This is a genomic window from Streptomyces sp. NPDC059851, from assembly GCF_042732005.1.
Lineage (GTDB): Bacteria > Actinomycetota > Actinomycetes > Streptomycetales > Streptomycetaceae > Streptomyces.
On the sequence record NZ_JBHWJJ010000011.1, the window covers coordinates 57,823 to 76,019 of the forward strand.

Annotated in this window: 15 protein-coding genes; 13 read left to right on the forward strand and 2 right to left on the reverse strand. The window is 73.7% G+C overall.

The window, feature by feature from the left end:
* Window positions 1-30: 30 nt before the first annotated feature.
* Entirely contained in the window at window positions 31-855 is an 825-nt protein-coding gene (locus ACFV7Q_RS05780) for a hypothetical protein (protein ID WP_385423956.1), read from the reverse strand.
* Window positions 856-861: 6 nt separating this feature from the next.
* Window positions 862-1,971 carry a Gfo/Idh/MocA family protein gene (locus ACFV7Q_RS05785; RefSeq protein ID WP_385423958.1) on the reverse strand — a complete coding sequence of 370 codons (1,110 nt, stop codon included), beginning with the start codon at window positions 1,969-1,971 and terminating at the stop codon, window positions 862-864.
* A gap of 321 nt (window positions 1,972-2,292) precedes the next feature.
* Between ACFV7Q_RS05785 and ACFV7Q_RS05790 the strand changes: the two genes are divergently transcribed.
* Genes ACFV7Q_RS05790 through ACFV7Q_RS05850 form a run of 13 tightly spaced genes read left to right on the forward strand, consistent with a single transcriptional unit; the run spans window position 2,293 to window position 18,182 of the window.
* Window positions 2,293-3,114, forward strand: a complete 822-nt coding sequence (locus ACFV7Q_RS05790; protein ID WP_385423960.1) for a transketolase — start codon at window positions 2,293-2,295, stop codon at window positions 3,112-3,114.
* Window positions 3,111-4,055: a transketolase family protein gene (locus tag ACFV7Q_RS05795; RefSeq protein ID WP_385423962.1), complete on the forward strand. Its 945-nt coding sequence runs from the start codon at window positions 3,111-3,113 to the stop codon at window positions 4,053-4,055. The genes ACFV7Q_RS05790 and ACFV7Q_RS05795 overlap by 4 nt, the downstream gene beginning before the upstream one ends.
* Window positions 4,052-5,314 carry a hypothetical protein gene (locus ACFV7Q_RS05800; RefSeq protein WP_385423964.1) on the forward strand — a complete coding sequence of 421 codons (1,263 nt, stop codon included), beginning with the start codon at window positions 4,052-4,054 and terminating at the stop codon, window positions 5,312-5,314. The genes ACFV7Q_RS05795 and ACFV7Q_RS05800 overlap by 4 nt, the downstream gene beginning before the upstream one ends.
* Window positions 5,311-6,375 (forward strand): phosphotransferase, encoded by a 1,065-nt coding sequence (locus tag ACFV7Q_RS05805; RefSeq protein ID WP_385423966.1) that lies wholly within the window; start codon window positions 5,311-5,313, stop codon window positions 6,373-6,375. Before ACFV7Q_RS05800 ends, ACFV7Q_RS05805 begins: the two co-directional genes overlap by 4 nt.
* Window positions 6,368-7,855 (forward strand): FAD-dependent oxidoreductase, encoded by a 1,488-nt coding sequence (locus tag ACFV7Q_RS05810; RefSeq protein WP_385423968.1) that lies wholly within the window; start codon window positions 6,368-6,370, stop codon window positions 7,853-7,855. The genes ACFV7Q_RS05805 and ACFV7Q_RS05810 overlap by 8 nt, the downstream gene beginning before the upstream one ends.
* Window positions 7,855-10,302 carry an amino acid adenylation domain-containing protein gene (locus ACFV7Q_RS05815; protein ID WP_385423970.1) on the forward strand — a complete coding sequence of 816 codons (2,448 nt, stop codon included), beginning with the start codon at window positions 7,855-7,857 and terminating at the stop codon, window positions 10,300-10,302. Before ACFV7Q_RS05810 ends, ACFV7Q_RS05815 begins: the two co-directional genes overlap by 1 nt.
* On the forward strand, window positions 10,299-13,403 hold the full coding sequence (locus ACFV7Q_RS05820) for a type I polyketide synthase (protein ID WP_385423971.1): 3,105 nt from the start codon (window positions 10,299-10,301) through the stop codon (window positions 13,401-13,403). The genes ACFV7Q_RS05815 and ACFV7Q_RS05820 overlap by 4 nt, the downstream gene beginning before the upstream one ends.
* Entirely contained in the window at window positions 13,400-14,242 is an 843-nt protein-coding gene (locus tag ACFV7Q_RS05825) for a 3-hydroxyacyl-CoA dehydrogenase family protein (protein ID WP_385423973.1), read from the forward strand. Before ACFV7Q_RS05820 ends, ACFV7Q_RS05825 begins: the two co-directional genes overlap by 4 nt.
* 3 nt (window positions 14,243-14,245) lie before the next feature.
* The gene (locus ACFV7Q_RS05830; RefSeq protein WP_385423975.1) at window positions 14,246-14,527 is read left to right on the forward strand and encodes an acyl carrier protein; all 282 of its coding nucleotides are present in this window, start codon (window positions 14,246-14,248) and stop codon (window positions 14,525-14,527) included.
* Entirely contained in the window at window positions 14,524-15,708 is a 1,185-nt protein-coding gene (locus tag ACFV7Q_RS05835; RefSeq protein WP_385423977.1) for an acyl-CoA dehydrogenase family protein, read from the forward strand. The genes ACFV7Q_RS05830 and ACFV7Q_RS05835 overlap by 4 nt, the downstream gene beginning before the upstream one ends.
* The gene (locus ACFV7Q_RS05840) at window positions 15,695-16,828 is read left to right on the forward strand and encodes an HAD-IIIC family phosphatase (RefSeq protein WP_385423979.1); all 1,134 of its coding nucleotides are present in this window, start codon (window positions 15,695-15,697) and stop codon (window positions 16,826-16,828) included. Before ACFV7Q_RS05835 ends, ACFV7Q_RS05840 begins: the two co-directional genes overlap by 14 nt.
* A complete protein-coding gene (locus tag ACFV7Q_RS05845; protein WP_385423981.1) occupies window positions 16,825-17,448 on the forward strand; it encodes a class I SAM-dependent methyltransferase in 624 nt (207 codons plus the stop codon). Before ACFV7Q_RS05840 ends, ACFV7Q_RS05845 begins: the two co-directional genes overlap by 4 nt.
* The gene (locus tag ACFV7Q_RS05850; protein ID WP_385423983.1) at window positions 17,448-18,182 is read left to right on the forward strand and encodes an SDR family NAD(P)-dependent oxidoreductase; all 735 of its coding nucleotides are present in this window, start codon (window positions 17,448-17,450) and stop codon (window positions 18,180-18,182) included. The genes ACFV7Q_RS05845 and ACFV7Q_RS05850 overlap by 1 nt, the downstream gene beginning before the upstream one ends.
* Window positions 18,183-18,197: the final 15 nt, after the last annotated feature.

Consider the following 18,197-nt stretch of genomic DNA (forward strand, 5'->3'; position numbering starts at 1 on the left):
GCGTTGCCCGTCCTGTCGCCGTGCGGCCGTTCAGGCGGGACCCCAGGCTGCGAAGGCGTGGCCCTCGCCGTCGCGGTGGTCCATGTGGGCGACGGACAGGTCCGCGGCCATTTCGGCGGCCGCTATCCACGGCAGGACCTCGCCGGCGACCGTCCCGGCCTCTTCGATGCGCCGCTCCGTGGTCTCGGCCACGAGCCCGTCCAGGTCCCCCCGGTACAGCCGGTCGGCGACGGTACGGGCCCAGGCCGGCCTCGGAACGCCGTACAGCTGGTCGGGCAGCATGCGGGGGCCGCCCACCTCCAGGGAGAAGCTGCCGCTCGCGACGACGGCGATGCGACGGCCCGGGAGGTCCTCAAGGGCGTTGCGCAGCACGCGGCCGAGCCGTCTGCAGCGCTCGGCGGAGGGCCTGGGCGCCACCATGCCGTTCAGGTACACGGGTACGACGGGCAGCCGGCGCGCGTTGAGGAAGTGCAGCGGCACCACGACGGAGTGGTCGACCGAGTGGCTGCGCAGGGCCACCGGGTCGAAGTCCTGGCGGACCAGTCCGCGGTGGAGCGTCGTCCCGACGCCCCCGTCGAGGGCGTACGAGGTGGGGGGGACGCCCGGGACGTCGTCGTTGGGGCCGCGGGCGCTGTCCCCGGTGGCGATGGCGAACGTCGGCCACAGGTCGGGGGTGAAGGTGTTGATGTGGTCGCAGGTGAGGACGACGAGGACGTCGGCGTCCGCCCGTGCGACCACCTCGTCGACCGCCGCGTAGCGCCGCGCGAGCTCCGCCCCGGCGGCCGTGTCGGCGCGGGCCAGAGCGGGGAAGACCGGGGTGTGCGGGACCCCGGCAACGGCGACGATGTCCGCCATCCTCCGTCACCCGCCCAGTGCCGTCGCCGCGGCCGCTGTCGCGGCGCTCCTCGACACGGGCACAGCCGTGGACCCGCCGGGCACCGTGCCCTCGGACCGGGCCGTGCGGTACATCTCGCGGAGCAGCCGCAGGGTGTCGAGCCCCGCCGCGCCGTCGGCCGTCATGGTGTGCCCGTCGCGGATCGCGGCGGCGAAGTCGGCGATCTGCCGGCGGTGCGAGATGCCGTAGTAGCCGATGCCGGCGGGGGGCGGTGCCACCTGCGCGCCCACTTCGCGTGCCGCCGCCCGCAGGGCGTCGCCGCCCTCGGCGAGGTGCAGCGTCCCGGGGTGGTCCAGATCGAAGAGGACCGAGCCCTCGGTGCCCACGAGTTCGATCCGGGTGCGCCAGGTGATGCTGCTCGCCACCGTGACCTGGTACGTCACCAACGCGCCCTGGGGGCCCCGCAGGACGGCCGCCAGCGTGTCCTCCGTTTCCATGCCGCCGCGGGGTGCCGTGTGCCCGACGGCCGCACCGACGACGGCGAGGCCGCCGGTGAGCCAGCGCGTCACGTCGAGGGCGTGGTAACCCTGGTTGACCAGGGCGGAGCCGCCCTCGCCGGCGAAGGTGCCGCGCCAGTAGCTGTCGGCGTAGTAGGTGTCGTCGCGGCCGCACTGGAGGCTGACGGTGCCGGACACGAGCTGCCCGAGGAGGCCGTCGGCCATCCAGTCGCGCACGGCGCGGACCACCGGGTCGTAGCGGTGCTGTGAGACGACGGACAGGACGCGGCCGGTGCGTTCGGCGAGAGCCGTCAGGGCGGCCCCCTCCTCGACGGTCATGGCCAGTGGCTTCTCGACCAGGACGTGTTTGCCCGCCTCCAGTGCTGCGGCGGCCAGTTCGTGGTGCTGAGCGTGGTCGACGGTGATGGAGACGCTGTCGACCAGGGGGTCGGCCAGGACGTCCCGCACGTCGGAGGTCACCTGCGGCAGTCCGTACTCCCGGGCCAGCGCCCGGGCCCGGGAGAGGTCGCGATCGCACGCCCAGCGCAATTCGGCGACGCCCGGCAGCGCGGAAAATCCGTCGACGTGGTTGGGGGCTACTCGCCCGCAGCCCACCACGGCATGAACAAGGGGTTTCACGGAGAACTCCTGCGGTCTCGCGGTTGCCTGCCGGGCGGCAGCGCGAAATGGGGCGCACCGGGCGGGCTCTTGAGTTCAGTCAATGTCACGCGGGTATGGATGTCAATGTGCGCCGCTCTTCTTCGAGAGGCGTATGTGACCAGTTTAGTGACTCAGTTAGTGACTGGGCTTGACAGGTGATCGTGAAGCGGCTTGACTCTGCCTCACCCGGCGTGGGGACGCTGCCTCGAAGGCCGCCCCCGGGATCTCCCCCAGTACGTCCGCGCCGGCCGATACGCACCCGACCACGAGCCGCCCCGTCGCGGCAGACCGGAGGACGTCGTGCTCCATCCCGACGAACTGGCCCGGCGTGCCCGGCGGAGAGTCGTCGAACTGGCCGCACGCAAGGCGGTTCACCTCGGCGCCGCGCTGTCCATGACCGACCTGCTCGCCGTCCTCTACACCCGAGGCCTGCGATACCGCCCGGACCGGCCCGACTGGACCGACCGGGACCTGCTCGTCCTCAGCAAGGGCCACGGCGCCTACGGCCTGTACGCGGTCCTCGCCGAACTCGGCGTCATCACGACGGACCTGGCCACCCTCCCCGGCCACCCGTCCGATGCCGTACCCGGCATCGAGGCCGCGACCGGCGCGCTCGGCCACGGCCTGTCCCTCGGCTGCGGCATGGCCCTCGGCGCGCGGCTGGCGGGACGCGACCAGCGGGTCGTCGTCGTCACCGGCGACGGCGAACTCGACGAAGGGAGCAACTGGGAGGCCGCGCAGTTCGCCGCCCACCACCGCCTCGGCAACCTCCTCGCCGTCGTGGACCGCAACCGGCTCCAGCAGGAGGGCGACACCGAGACCGTCAGCGCCCTCGAACCCCTCGCCGACAAGTGGCGGGCGTTCGGCTGGCGGGTCGCCGAGGCCGACGGTCACGACACGGGCGCCGTCACCGACGCCCTTGCCGTGCTCCGGGACGGCGACGGCCCCGCCGTGCTGCTCGCGCACACGGTCAAGGGCAAGGGCGTTCCCTTCGCCGAAGGCGATCCCGCTTGGCACATGGGCGAGTTGGACGCCGCGCAGCGCCGGACGGCCCTCGCCGCACTCGACGGACCCGCTGCCACCGCCCCCGTCCTCGCCTCCGCGCGGGGTGAGCTGTCGTGACCACCGCACCGCTCACCATGCGTGCCGCGCTGGCCGCGGCCCTGACCGGGGCCGTCGATGCGGACCCCGCACTGATCACCCTGGGCGCCGACGGACAGGCCCTGTTCCAGGGGGTCATGGCCCGCCACCCGCGCCGGTACGTCGACGTCGGCATCGCCGAGGCCAACCTCGTCGGAGTCGCCGCCGGACTCGCCCGCAGCGGTATGCGCCCCGTTGCGGCCGCGATGGCACCCTTCCTCGTCCGGCGTGCCTACGAGCAGCTGCGCCTCGACGTGTGCGTGCCCGCGCTGCCCGTGGTCTTCCTCGGCGTCGGCGGCGGACTGGGCTACGGCCACCTCGGACCCACCCACCACGCCACCGACGACATCACCCTCATGTCGGCGCTGCCCCACATGAGCGTCCACTGCCCCGCCGACGCTGCCGACGCAGTGTCCGTACTGCGCACCCTGCTGCCGGCCGACGGTCCCGCGTACGTACGGCTCTCCGCGCGCTCCGACCCGCTGCTGCCCGTCGAGGCCTCCGACGGCGACCCGCGCACCCCCCGCCTGCTGCGTGACGGGGACGACGTACTGCTGCTGGCCACCGGCCGCTGCGTGGCCGAGGCGCTCGCCGCGGCCCGCGCCCTCGCCGACGACGGTGTGGATGCCGCCGTCGCCTCGGTGACCACCCTCCACCCCTTCCCCCGGGACGCCGTACGGGCACTGGCCCGCCACCGGGCGCTCGTCGTCACCGCCGCGGAGTCCCTGGGCCCCGGCGGCCTGGGGGACCGCACCGCACTGGCGCTCGGCCGTGAAGGCCCCGCGTTGGTGCGTCTGGAGACCGACCACCGCTACCCCCCGGTCGCGTCCCACGAAGACCTTCTCCACTTCTACGGCGTCGACAGCCGCGGCATCCGGTCCGCCGTGCTCGGTCAACTCACCAGGAACACGAGGAAAGCGTGACGATGAGGATCCTCTCCAGCGCCCAGGCCTGCGGATTCGGGCCCGTCTCCAAACTGGTCGCCATCACCCCCCTGCTCGCCGACAGCAAGGTCGACTTCGTCGGCCAGGACGTCGCACTCGACTTCGCGCGGCGGCACAGCCACCGCTTCCACCGCATCACCGAAGGCGACACCCGTCGGCACGAGGACGTGGCACGAGGCCTCGCCGACGCCGACCTCGTGGTCAGCGTCATGGACGCCGAGCTCGTCTTCCGGGCGGTACGCGCCGAGGTCCCCGTGCTCTTCTTCGACAGCCTCCTCGGCTTCTGGCTGACCGACCGCAGCTTCGAGGAGTTGTCGGCGCGCGCGCAGCTCGTCCGCTGGGCCGACGACGACACGGCCCGCTACGTCTTCGACTCGCTCGCCCCGCACGAGCGCATCCTGCTCGCCCATCTCCTCGCCCGGCGGTCCTACGCGCAGAACTTCCCCGGCGTGCCCGCCCGCATCGCCGCCATGGCCGAGGTGGGTGCCGACCACGTCGAGCTGTGCGGTCCCATCGTCGACCGCAACGCCCTGGAGGGCGCCCTCGTCGAGCCGCCGCCGGAGCGACCGGCCGGCCTCCTGGTCAACCTCGGCGGCTTCCAGAACTTCTTCCTCGACTACGAGTCCCACAACGCCTACCTCGACGTGCTGCGCCGCTGGGTCGCCGAACTGGCCGCGGCCCGACCCGAACTGGGCCGCATCCTGGTCTGCGGTGGAGCGTTCCGGCAGCCCGTCACCGAGACCCACGGCGACGTCGAGGTGGAGTACGCCTTCCTGCCCCAGACGGAATTCCTCCGGCACCTCGCCCACACTCCGCTCTACGCGGTGCCGCCGAGCCTCACCTCGCTGCACGAGTCCGTCATCCTGCGCCGGCTGCCGCTGCTGCTCCCCGAGCAGCACTACGGCCACATCGCCAACCTGCGCGCCCTGCGCGGCACCGTCGCCGGCGACCTCGCGGCCAGCCTCACCGACCTCGGCAGCAGGTTCGACGTCCCCGAGGACGACCTGGAGGGCACCAAGGCCCTCGACCGGCTCACCCGCGAACTCCTTGACGACGAGTCCGGCTACCGCCACCTCGCCGAACACCTGGACGCACGCCTGACCTCCTACCAGGAGCTGACCGACCAGGAACGCCAAGCCGCCGTCGACGAACTCGGCGACCTGCTCGGCGGACCCGCGCTGGCAGACCTGCTGGACCGCGCCGACGCCGTCCTCGCCCCCGCCGGGAGCACCTCATGACCCGCACCCCCGTCCCGCACCCTCCCGCCCCCGCCCCCTCCCCCGCCTCCACCCCCGTCGCTCCGGTCCCGGCGGACCTCGCCGACCTGACCGAGCGGAACGTCGACACCGGCGAGGTGGCCCGGCTGATGCTCGCCGCGCACCTGGAGCGCACCGGCGCCCCCGAGCCCGGCCCCGACCGTGTGCGGTCCACGGCTTGGACTCCGGCCAGCGCCCGCAAGGTCCGCCGTCGCACCTTCGTCCAGCTCGACATCGACGACGTGCCCGTCGCCGTGGCCAAGATCCCGCTGTCCGTCACCGATCCGAAACTCGCCCGCGAGCTGGAGGTCCTGCGCGGCTTCCCCGCACCCGCGCCGCTCGGCAGCCCGGTGCCGCTGGACGCCATGTGCGGCGGGTTCACGATGACCCACCTGCCCGGCACCGACCTCCCCACCGCCGTCGAGGGCGCCGACGGACCCCACGCGCTGTGGCAGGTCCTCCGGCCCGCCGTCGAACGGGTCGCCGAGCTGCACCTGTCGGGGGAGCGGGCCCCCGCCAGCCCGGAGCGCGCCCTCGAAACGGCCGCCGCGTACGTCCGCGATCCCGAATTCGGCGTCCCGTACGCCGACGAAGCGCTGCGCACGGCCCTGTTGGCGCCCACCCACGGCGACCTGGGCCCGTGGAACGTGCGCTACGACGTCCGTGACGGGTCGGCCAGGGTCCTGGACTTCGAGGACTACCGCGCCACCGGCATCGCCGCCATGGACGTCGTGAACCTGCTCGTCACCACGGCCCTTCCGGTCTTCCCCGACTACCCGGAACACGGCTTCGACTGGCTCTACGACCGGGTCTTCTGCCCGGACCACTGGTTCCGGTCCGTACTGGAGCGGGGCCTGGACCACTACGCGACGCTCACCGGGCAGCACCCCGGCCGCGTCCTCGACCTGCTGCCCTTCACCTGCCAGTGGCTCATCGAACGCATCGAGGCCGAGGGCCGGGACACCAGCCGTCTCTTCTACCGCACCTTCGTCGAGCGCTACCTGGAGCGGCGGCCCGCGGCCTTCGGGAGCAACCATGGCTGAGCAGGCCCGCACCACCCCTGCGGACACCGTCGTCATCGGCGGTGGCCCCGCCGGACTGTTCGCCGCGCTGACCCTGGTCAGGGCGGGCCGACGCGTCGTCCTCCTCGAAGCCGGCGGCGACATGGGCGAAAGCCTGTGCCCCCGACTCGTGGCGCGCATGCACGGGCGCACGGTCCGCGACGCGGAGAAGTTCCGCCTGCAGTGCCCGCGCTGCACCTGCCTCACCGGACTCGGCGGCGCCGCGTTCCACTTCGACACCAACCTCGGATACATCTCCTCGCTGACCCGCTCCAAGATCGAGTCGGCGCCCGACGGGACGGTCCGCTCCTACAGCGGCCTGGAGCGCGCCCTCGGCTCCTTCGACCGCGCACAGGACCTCATCTCCGAGGCGTACCGCATCTTCTACGGGCTGGGGCTGCCGCCCGCCGGACCGCCACACGAGGCGGGCGACTCCCTCCTCGGTGACGGCACCGTCTTCCAGCACGTCGACACCGCGTACTCGCAGAGCGTCACCGTGGACGACTCCCTCGTCGTCATCGCCCGTCTCAAGGCCGAGCTGGAACGCGGCGGCGGCAGCGTCCTGCTGTACCACCGGGCCACCGATGTCGAACCGCTGGCCGGCGGCGGGTTCCACGTCCGCGCCGACACCCCCGACGGGCCCGCCGCGTTCCGTGCCGACGACGTCATCGTCGGCGTCGGCAAACTGGGCCTGCCCTGGGTGCGCGACCTCGCCGGGCGCATCGGCGTACGACACCGGCCCTCCAGCCGGGTCGACCTGGGCGTGCGGCTGGAAGCCGGCCGGGAGGACTTCGCACCCCTCCTGGACGGCTGCCACAACCCCAAGCTGTCGTTCCTCAACGAAGAGGGCCACTCGGTCCGGACGTTCTGCGTGTGCGAGGGCGGCCGGGTCATGCAGTACGGCTTCCTCGACGCCGTCGTGCTCGACGGGCAACACTGCCTGAACCAGCCCACGACCAAGTCCAACCTCGGCGTCCTCACCACCGTCGACCTGCCCGAGGGGACCGACGGCACCGAACACGCCGGCGCCTTCGCACGGCGCGTCGCCGCGTACGGCGGTGGCCGGCCCGTCGTCAGCACCGTCGACGAACTGTCCGGGCGGCCCGCTCCGGAAGGACCGCTCGCCACCAGCCTCATCAGCTACCACCACGGCGACCTGCGCGACTGCCTGCCCGCGTCCACCGTCCGCGACGTCCTCGCCATGGTCGGCCGGCTCAACACCCTGCATCCCGGGCTCGTCCCCGGCACCGCCACGGTCGCGGCACCCGTCGTCGAACGCCTCTTCCCCGACCTGGACCTCTCCGACGACCTGGAGTCGTCCGTGCCCGGGCTGTACTTCGTCGGCGACAGCTCCTCGAAGATCATCGGCATCACGTACGGCGCGGCCACCGGCATGGCCGCGGCCCGCTCCGTACTGCGCCGCCGGGGCGCCGCGGGCTCGGCGACGGGCGGGGGGCACTGATGATCGTCCTGCCGCACCGCATGCCCGCCACGGCGCAGCCGCACCTCGAACAGTGCACCCACCTGCTGTCCGCGCCCGCGGCCGCCCTGCTCGGCGGGACCGACGGGCATCTGGCGCTCGCCGCTCTCAGCCACCTGCTCCTCCACCGGTACGGAACCGGCTGGGACGTCTTCGGCGCCACCGGCGGCGCCCCCGTGCGCTACGTCCGCGCCGACGACCAGGAGACGGGCACCCTGGCGGCGCTCACCGGCGCAGCACGTCCGGTCGACGCCGGCCTGCCGGCCGACGGCGAACCGTACGTGGCCGTCCTCCCCGCCCGGCCGGTCAGCACCCTGCCGGCCGCCGTCGGGCGACCCGTCTGGACCGCTGCCGCGGAGGGTACGGCCCTGCACCTCACCTACGACAGCACCGTCGTGGACGCCACCACCGCGGGACGCGTGGCCCAGCACCTGGCCCTGCTCGCCCACCACACGGCGGAACGGCCCCAGACCACCGCGGGCACCGTCGACCTGCTCCTGCCGGACGAGCGGGAGCTGCTGTTGGACACCTGGAACGCACCGCACACCCCTCACGCGGACACCACCCTGCACCGCATGATCCGCGAGCAGGCCGCCCGCACACCCGACGCGGTCGCCCTGCGGGACGGCGCCACCGAGCTGACGTACGGCGAGCTCGACGCCGCCTCCGACCGGTTCGCCCACCGGTTGCGCCCGTACGTGGGCGGACCCGGTGACCTCGTCGTGCTCACCGGCGACCGGGACCTCGCCCTCTTCACCGCCGTCCTCGGCATCTGGAAGGCCGGGGCCGGCTTCGTCCACCTCGACCCGCACCTGCCGGACCTGCGGGCCGCAGAGATCCTCCGCCTCACCGCTCCCGTCGCCACGCTCACCACCGCGACCGGTCACCGCGCCGTCGCCGACCGGGCCCTCGAAGTCGCCGCCTTCCTCGACCGGGCGCTGCCCGCCGATGCGTCCGGTGCGCCCGCAGAACCGTCCGGTGCGCCCGCCGACCCGGCCCGCCCCGACACCACGGCCTACGTCCTGTTCACCTCGGGCAGCACCGGCACGCCCAAGGGCGTCGTCCGCCCACACCGCATGCACACCTCGCGCATCCGGCTGGAGCAGGGGATGTACGGCATGGGTCCGGAGGACCGGCACCTGCTCAAGTCGCCGATCAGCTTCCGGGAGTTCGCCTGGCCGCTGGCGACCGGCGGCACCGCGGTGCTGGCCGCGCCCGGCAGGGACAGGGACGACCGCTACCTGGCGGAGCTCATCCACGACCAGCGCATCACCACCGTCAGCTTCGTGCCCTCCATGCTGCGGCTGCTGCTCACCCAGCCCGCGTTCCGGACGGCGCCCGCGCTGCGCCACGTCTTCGTGGGCGGTGAGGCACTCGGGCAGGACCTCGAAGACGAACTGCGCGGCCTCGGCTTCGAGGTACACAACACGTACACCCTCAGCGAGGCCGACTACGTGTGCCACCGCACCGGACCGCTCACCGTCCCCCGGCCCGAACACGCGGTCGGCACGGTGGTCGGCATTCCGCTCGACATGCGGATCTACCTCTGCGACGCGGCGGGTCGGCTCGTACCGCCCGGTGCCGTCGGGGAGGTCCACACCGGCGGCCCCGGACTGGCCGACGGCTACCTCGGCCGCCCCGACCTGACCGCCGACCGCTTCCGCCCCAACCGGGTGGACCCCGCCGGGCCCGAGGTCCTGTTCCGTACCGGAGACCTCGCCCGCCACCTGCCCGACGGCCAGGTCGAGTACCTCGGACGCGCCGACGACCAGGTCAAGGTGCGCGGGCAACGGGTCGAGCCCGCCGAGGTGGAGACCGTGCTGCGCGCACACCCCGGCATCGCCAACGCGGCGGTCGTCGGCATTCCCGACCGCGACCAGGGAGCCGTCCTCGTGGCCTACGTCGTGCCCGAGCGCGACGAGGTGCCACTCCAGCGGCTGCGCGACCATCTCGCCGCCCGACTGCCGGACTTCATGGTGCCCGCGCACCTGGCCACGGTCCCCGCCCTGCCCCTGCTCGACAGCGGCAAGGTCGACCGCAAGGCGCTGCGCGTCCCGGCGCGCACCCGCCCCGCCCTCGACGTGCCGTACACCCCGCCCGCCACCCCGAACCAGGAGAGGGCCGCCGCCCTGGTGGCCCGCGTCCTCGGCCTGGCCACCGTCGGCATCGACGACGACTTCTTCGCCCTGGGTGGCGACTCCCTGCGCCTGATGCTGCTGCGCGGTGCACTGGAGTCGGCCTGCGGACGCGAGATCGCCCTGGCCGACGTCTTCGCCGCCCGTACGCCTCGCGGCCACGCCCTTCTCCTCGGCGACGCGACCGGCACCGTCCCGTCACGCCACCCCGCCGAACGACGGCGCCCGCCGCAGCGCAGGAGCACCGCACCGACCGCCCGCACCCGCTCGTCCGAAGGAGGCGAACCGAGGTGAACGCCCCCCGGCCCGGCCACCCCGCCGCAGCCCCGGCCACGGCACCGGCACCGGCACCGGCACCGGCACCGGCACCGGCACCGGACGACGAGTACGCCGTCGCCATCGTCGGCATGGCCGTACGCCTGCCCGGCTGCGACAGCCTCGACCGCTACTGGGAGGTCCTCTCCTCGGGCGAGGACAGCATCACCCGGCGCGCGCACACGTCCGGCCCCTTCGTCCCGGCGTACGGCTCGATCCCCCGCCCCGCCCACTTCGATCCGGCGCGCTTCGGCATCGCCCCCTCCGAAGCCCTGCTCCTCGACCCGCAGCACCGACTGCTGCTGGAGGCCGCCGACGAAGCACTGGACGCCGCGAACGTCGACCGCGTCCGCACCCCGGCCATCAGCGTCTACGCGGGCGTCGGCCACAACGACTACGAACGCTGGGTGGGCACCGCACTCGCCGGACACCCCGGCGTCGACGCGCAGGCCCTGGAGGTCACCAACCGGGGAGACTACGCCGCCACCCGCGTCGCCTACCGGCTCGGCCTGCACGGCGCCGCCGTGACCGTCCAGTCCGCCTGCTCCACCGCGCTCACCGCCGTCCACCTCGCCGTACAGGACCTGCTCGGCCACGGCAGCGACCTCGCCGTCGCCGGGGTCGCCGCCGTGCGGGTCCCGGCGCCGGGCGGATACGACGCCCCGCTCGGCGGCATCGGCTCGCCGGACGGCGTGTGCCGACCCTTCGACCGTGCGGCCGGTGGCTCCGTACCCGGTGACGGCGCCGGCGCCGTGGTGCTCAAACGCCTCGCCGACGCGGTGCGCGACGGCGACGACATCTGGGCGGTCGTCCGCGGCACGGCCATGAACAACGACGGCTCCGGCAAATCCGGCTTCGCCGGCGTCGACCCGGCCGCACAGGCCGAAGTCATCCGCGCCGCGCTGCACGTCGCAGGACTCGGACCCGCGGACATCGACTACGTCGAGGCGCACGGCAGCGGCACCCGCATCGGCGACGCCGCCGAGTGGAGCGCGCTCGCCGACGTCTTCGCCGACGTGCCCCACCCCGTCCACGTCGGTGCCGCCAAAGCCGGCCTCGGCCACCTGCGGGAGGCCGCGGGTCTCGCCGGACTCGTCAAGGCCGTGCTGTCGCTGCGGCACGGGCGGCTCGTCGCCACCCCGCACTTCGAGCGGCTGCCCTCCGACCTCGCCCGCACGGACGGGCCGTTGCTGCCGCTGGGCGAGGCCCTCGACTGGCCGGCCGCCGAGGGCCGTCCCCGGCGCGCCGGAGTCAGCGCCTTCGGCCTCGGCGGAACCAACTGCCACGTCGTCCTCGAAGAAGCCCCGACCCGCCCGCAGGACGCCCGGGAAGGAGCCGACGGCGCTCAGCTGGTGCTGCTCTCCAGCCACCACCCCGACGCCCTGACCGCCGACCTCGCCGCCCTGCGCGACCACCTCGACCGCAACCCGTCCCGCACGGCCGACACCGCCTGGACCACCCAGACCTCCCGCCACCGCCACCCGCACCGCGGCTATGCCGTCGTCACCCCCGAAGGCGGCACCGCGGCGGCGTTCGCGGCGGACCGGCTGCGCGTACAGCACGGCCGGGCACCGGCCCAACCGCCCGAGGTCGTCTTCGTCCTGCCCGGCATCGGCAGTCACTACCCCGGCATGGGCGCCGACCTGGCCCGCACCGACCCCGTCTTCGCGGAGCACCTGCGGGCCGCCGTCACGATCGCCGACGAACTCACGGACGGAGCCGTCGGCCGGTCCTTCGCCGCACCACGGGCACGCCGCACCGGTGAGGGCGCCCGCGTCGACCTGCGCGCCCTGCTGCGCCGGGACGGCGTCGCGCGCCCGCCCCGCGGGGAGCTGCGCCAGGTCCACCTGTCCCTGTTCTGCCTCGAACACGCCATGGCACGCACCCTCATCGACCTCGGCATCAGGCCCGCGGCCCTCCTCGGCCACAGCCTCGGGGAGTGGGTGGCCGCCGTGCTGGCCGGCGTCATCGGCCTCGACGACGCCATGGCGGCCGTCGCCCGCCGGGCCGACCTCGTCGTGACGGCCGGGGAAGGCGCCATGCTCGGCGTGCTCGCCCCCGCCGCGGACGTCGAGGGGTACGCCGTCGACGACACCTGGCTCGCCGCCGACAACGGCCCCGGGCACTGCGTCTTCTCCGGGCGCCCGGCCGCGGTCTCCGCGCTCGCCGACCGGCTGCGCAAAGACGGGTTCACCGTCCTGCCCGTCGACACCGCGCACCCCTTCCACACGCCCCAGCTCACGCGAGCCGCCGACCTGCTCGGCGAGGACCTGCGCGACGTGGCGCTGGGCCCGGCGCGCATCCCGATCGCCTCCAGCGTCCTCGGCCGCTGGCTCGACGGGGAGACTCCCCGGCCCGCCTACTGGCGCGACCACATGGTCGGCCGCGTCCGGTTCCGCACCGCCGCAGAGCTGGTCCTGACCCGCCACCGCGTCCTGATCGAGGTCGGCCCCGGCACCGCCCGCCCGTGGCTCAGCCAGAGCGACCCGGACGCCGTGTGCGTACGGACCGTGCGGCAGTCCTACGAGCACGTGCCCGACCGGCAGGTCCTGCTGGAAGCCCTCGGCGAGCTGTGGACCCACGGCGTCGAGGCCGACTGGGAGCGCCTGCACCCGGCCCCCGGGCGCCGGACGACGCTGCCGCCCCGGAACCTGGTGCGGCGCCGGTACCTGCCGGACACGGTGCCGCCCGCCGACCCCTTCTCGCCCACCACCTCCGCGCCGGCCGTCGGTACGTCCGAAGCCGCCGCCGGGGCAGACGCGCCGGAGCAGCGGCCGGAGCCGGCGGCGGAGCCGGTGACGCCCTCGACCGTGGCCGGGTACCTCGCGGAACGCTTCCGCCTCCTCCTCGGCCTGCGCGAGGTCCACCCCGACGACCACTTCTTCCACCTCGGCGGCGACTCGCTGATGGGCGTCCACCTCGTCGCGGGACTCAAGGAACTCACCGGTAGGGCCGTTCCGCCTTCCGTCGTCTTCGCCTCCGCGACCCTCGGCGGCATGACGCGCGAGGTGGAGAACTGGCTGGCCACCCCGGAGCAGCAGCAACCGGAGCCCATCGAGAACGAAAGCCGGAGGCCATGACCCCACCCACCATCGGAGTGCTCGGAGCCGGAGTCATCGGATCGAGTGTCGCCCACGCCGCCGCCGCGGCCGGGTACACGGTGACGCTCGTCGACTCCGACGCCGCCGCCCTCGACACCGCGCGGGCCGCCGTCCGCCGCCACCGACGACTCGCCACCCTCCTCGGCGGCGAGCCCGCACCCGCACTGGACATCCGTCCCTCCACCGACCTCGCGGCCCTGGCGGGCGCGGGGCTCGTCGTGGAGAACACCACCGAGTCGGAAGGGGCGAAGCGGGCCCTCTACCCGGAACTGGAGAAGGTCCTCGCCCCCGGCACGACCATCGCCGCCAACACCTCCGCGGTTCCCATCGGCCGGCTCGCCGAACAGCTCGCCGACCCCGGCCGCGTCGTCGGCGTCCACTTCATGAACCCGGTCGACCGGATCGACATGGTCGAAGTCGTGCGCGGCAGGAACACCTCCGACGCGGCCATGCAGGACGTCGACCGGATGCTGCGGCGCCTGGGCAAGCAGGCCGTCGTCGTCCAGGACGCGCCCGGCTTCGTGATCAACCGCGTCCTCATGCCGGTCGTCAACCTCGCAGCCGCCGTCGTCGCGGACGGCGTCGCCACCCCGAGCCAGGTCGACGACCTCTTCAAGGGCTGCCTCGGCCACACCTCGGGGCCGCTGCGCACCGCCGACCTCATCGGCATCGACACCGTCGTCCGCACCTTGGAGGTGCTGCACGACCACTACGGCACCGACGAATTCGCCACCCACCCGGCACTGCGCCGGATGGTCGACCAGGGCCTGCTCGGCACCAAGAGCGGCCGCGGCTTCTACTCCTACGACGGGAACTGAACCATGGCTTCCCCGCTGACCGCCGCCCACCAACCCCACACGCCCGAGGAAGTGACCACCACCGTGAGGCAGTTCATCACCCGCCTCAGCGGACGCCCCGGCATCCGGGACGACAGGCCGCTCATCTCCGACGGCGTCCTCGACTCCGTGGCCGCCGTCCAGATGGTCGACTTCGTCGAGCGCACCTTCTCCATCGAGATCGCCGACGAGGACCTCGAACTCGTCCACTTCGACTCGATCCGGGGCCTCGCCGGGCTCGTCAACCGCAAGCTGGCGGCATCGTGACCCGTTCCGCGCCCGAAGCACTCCTGGAGGCACTGCGCGACGACGCGTTCGTCGCCCGGGCCACGGCCTGGGAACGCGCGGGAGCCGTACCGCGCAAGGCCATCGACGAACTGGCCGGCCTCGGCCTGCTCGGCTTGACCGTGGACCCCGCCCACCTGGGCAGCGGCACGCCCCTGGCCGCCGTCACCGACGTGCACCGCCTGGTGGCCGCCACCTCACCCAGCCTGCACAGCCTGCTCGTCGTCCACGCCATGGTCTGCCACGCGGTGGGCCGCTGGGCGTCCCCCGAGCTGCGCGACGCGCTGCTGCCCGACCTGGCGACCGGCCGGATCCTCGCCGCTTTCGCGCTCACCGAGCAGGAGGCCGGCGCCGACATCGGCGCGCTGACCACCACCATCGAAAGGGACGGTGACACGCTCCGGATCACCGGCACCAAACGCTGGCTGTCGTTCGGCCAGATCGCCGACGCGTACCTCGTCTTCGGCAGCACGGCCGGGCGCGGCAGCTGCGCACTGGTGGATGCCGGGGCGGGCGTACACGTCGGCGTGGAACCCGTCACGACGGGGCTGCGCGCCGCACGGCTCGCCCGCGTCACGTTCGACGGCGCCACGGCACCGGCCGCCCGCGCGGTCGCCCGCCCCGGCTTCGGCATCCCGTTCGTGGTGACGTCCTGCCTGACACTGGGCAGGCTGTACGTCGCCGCCGGCGCCGTGGGCGTCGCGGAGGCAGCCCTCCGCCTCGCCGCCGACCACGCCGCCACCCGTGCCCAGGGCGGTGCCACCCTCGGCGACCGGCAACTCGTCAGGGGCCTCCTCGCCGATGCCGCGCTCGCCACCGACGCCGCCGCCCGCTACGTACGGCAGACCGCCGACGAGGTCGAGGACCGGGCGCCGTCCGCCGCGGTGACCGTCGCCCGGGCCAAGCTGCTGGCCAGCCGTGCGGCGAGCACCGCCACCGCCACCGCGTCCCGGCTCCTCGGCGCCGCCGGACAGACCGAGGACCACCCGCTGGCCCGTCTGCACGCCGCCGCGCGCGTCCACGAGGTCATCGAGGGGCCTACCGAAGTGCTCCAGGACATCATCGCCGCCGACCTGCTGCGCGGCCGGCGCATCACCACGGACCGCGCGCCCGCCCGGACGGCGACGCGCCACGGAGAGGACGGCGACCGTGCAGGGCACTGAGCTGCACGACCCAGCGGACCCGCAGGTCAAGTGCGTGGTCTGGGACCTGGACGACACCCTGTGGGACGGCACGCTCCTCGAAGGCGACGACGTCAGTGTCCCCGATGCCAACCGGGAACTGATCCGGACCCTCGACGAGCACGGCATCCTCCAGTCCGTCGCGAGCCGCAACGACCCCGACGCCGTCACGGAGCGGCTGCGCGCCTTCGGGCTCGACGAGTACTTCCTGTACCCGCAGGTCGGCTGGTCGGCCAAGTCCGCCTCGCTGCGCGCCGTGACGCGGGAACTGAACATCTCCCCCGACAGCGTGCTGTTCGTGGACGACTCGGAATTCGAACGGGCCGAAGTGGCCGGGGCGCTGCCCCAGGTGCGGTGCATGACCAGGCAGGAGCTGCACGCCCTGGTGGCCGACGGCGGGGTGTTGCCCGCACAGGTCACCGACGACGCGCGGCACCGCCGGGCGATGTACCTGGCGGAGGGCAGGCGCCGCAACCACGAGGTGGCGTTCGACGGGCCGGCGGAGGAGTTCCTGCATTCCCTCGGCATGACCCTGCGCGTCCGTGCGGCGAGCACCGCAGACCTCGCCCGCGCCGCCGAACTGACCCAGCGCACCCACCAGCTCAACACCACCGGCATCACCTTCGACCAGGACGAGCTTGCGTCGCTGGTCCGGGATCCGGGCCACCGCGTGCTCGTCGCCGAACTCGACGACCGCTTCGGCACGTACGGCACCATCGGTCTCGCCGTCGTCGGCACCGGCCGGCCGGACGCGGCCGGGGACCCGCCTGCCGGCGCCGCCCCCCGGTGGACGATCCGCCTGCTGCTGATGTCGTGCCGGGTCATGGGCCGCAACGTCGGCACCGCCTTGATCGCCGCCGTCACCCGGCTGGCCGACGCGCACGGTGCCGGCACCGTCGCCCTCTTCCGCCCCACCGCGCGCAACCGGCAGATGCTCGTCACCTACCGGTTCGCGGGATTCACCGTCGAGTCCCGCACGGACGACCTGGTCGTCCTCTCCCTCTCCGACGAGCGTCGCCCGGCCGTGCCCGGCTACGTGCGCCTCGTCACCGACGACGTCCCCGCCGCCCCGCGCGGCACGACACAGGAGCTGACCGCATGACCGCCTTCACCCAGAGCTGGACCGACACCTTCTCCTCGGTGTACGCCGAGGAGCCGCTCGCCAAGCTGTCCTGGTTCAACGCCTCCCCGGGGCTCGAACTCATCAAGCGCGTCGTCGACGGCACCCTCAAGCCCGGGCAGCGTCTCGTCGACCTGGGCAGCGGCCCGGGCGTCGACGCGGTCTTCCTCTCGGTGCAGGGGCTCGACGTGACCGGTGTCGACCTGTCGCCCGATGCGGTCGCCCGCGCCCGCCGGTGGGCCGAGCTCGCCGGTGCGTCGGCGGAGTTCATCCAGGGTGACGTGCTCGACGTGCCGCTCCCCGACAGCTCGGCGGACGTCGTGACCGACTCGTTCGTCTTCCACAACATGCGCGACGAGGCGCGTGAGCGGTACGCCGACGAGGTGCACCGCCTGCTGAAGCCGGGAGGGTTGTTCCTCCTCAACTCGTTCTCCGACCACATGGTCGAGGGCACCGGACCGCGCCGCATCACCAGCGAGGAGATACTCGCCACCTTCCGGTCCGACCGGTTCGCGTGCGTGGGGCTGTACGTGTACCGCAACGTCCCCACCCGGACCAAGCCCGACCAGCTGCACTGGTTCGGCGAATTCCGGGCCCGCTGATGCGGGTCGTGGTCACGGGGGGCGGGCGGGGCATCGGACGCGCCGTCGCGCTCGGTTTCGCCGAGCGCGGCGCTCAGGTCGCCGTGATGGCCCGTACCGCCGACCAGGTGCAGTCGGTGGCCGCCGAGATCGAGGCCCTCGGAGCCGAGGGCCTCGCGCTGCCCGCCGACGTCGGGGACGAGGAGCGGGTGCAGTGGTGCGCCGAGCAGGTTACGGCGACGTTCGGCGGCGTGGACGTCCTCGTCAATGCCGCCGGGCTGTTCGATCTGGGCCCCACCACCGAGTTCTCCGTGGACGACGCCCGCGGGCTGCTGGACACGAACGTCATCGGCACCTTCCTCACCTGCAAGGTCTTCGGCAGGCAGCTGCTGCAGCAGGGCCACGGCAAGGTCGTCAACTTCTGCTCGCTGCTGTCGTACACCGCGTTCCCCGAGCGGGCGCTGTACGCGGCGAGCAAGGGCGGTGTCCTGCAGCTGACCCGCAGCCTCGGCGTCGAGTGGGCCGCACGCGGCGTCAACGTCAACGCGGTGGCCCCCGGCATGATCCGCATCGAGACGCCGCACCCGGCCGCGCTCGCCGAGGACGCCATCGTCGGGCGCATTCCCGCCCGCCGGCGCGGCAGACCGCAGGACGTCGTCGGCCCCGTCCTCTTCCTGGCCTCCCCGGAGGCCGACTACATCAACGGCCAGACCCTGGTCGTCGACGGAGGCTGGCTCAGCTATGGATACCTCTGAACACCACCGTCCCCC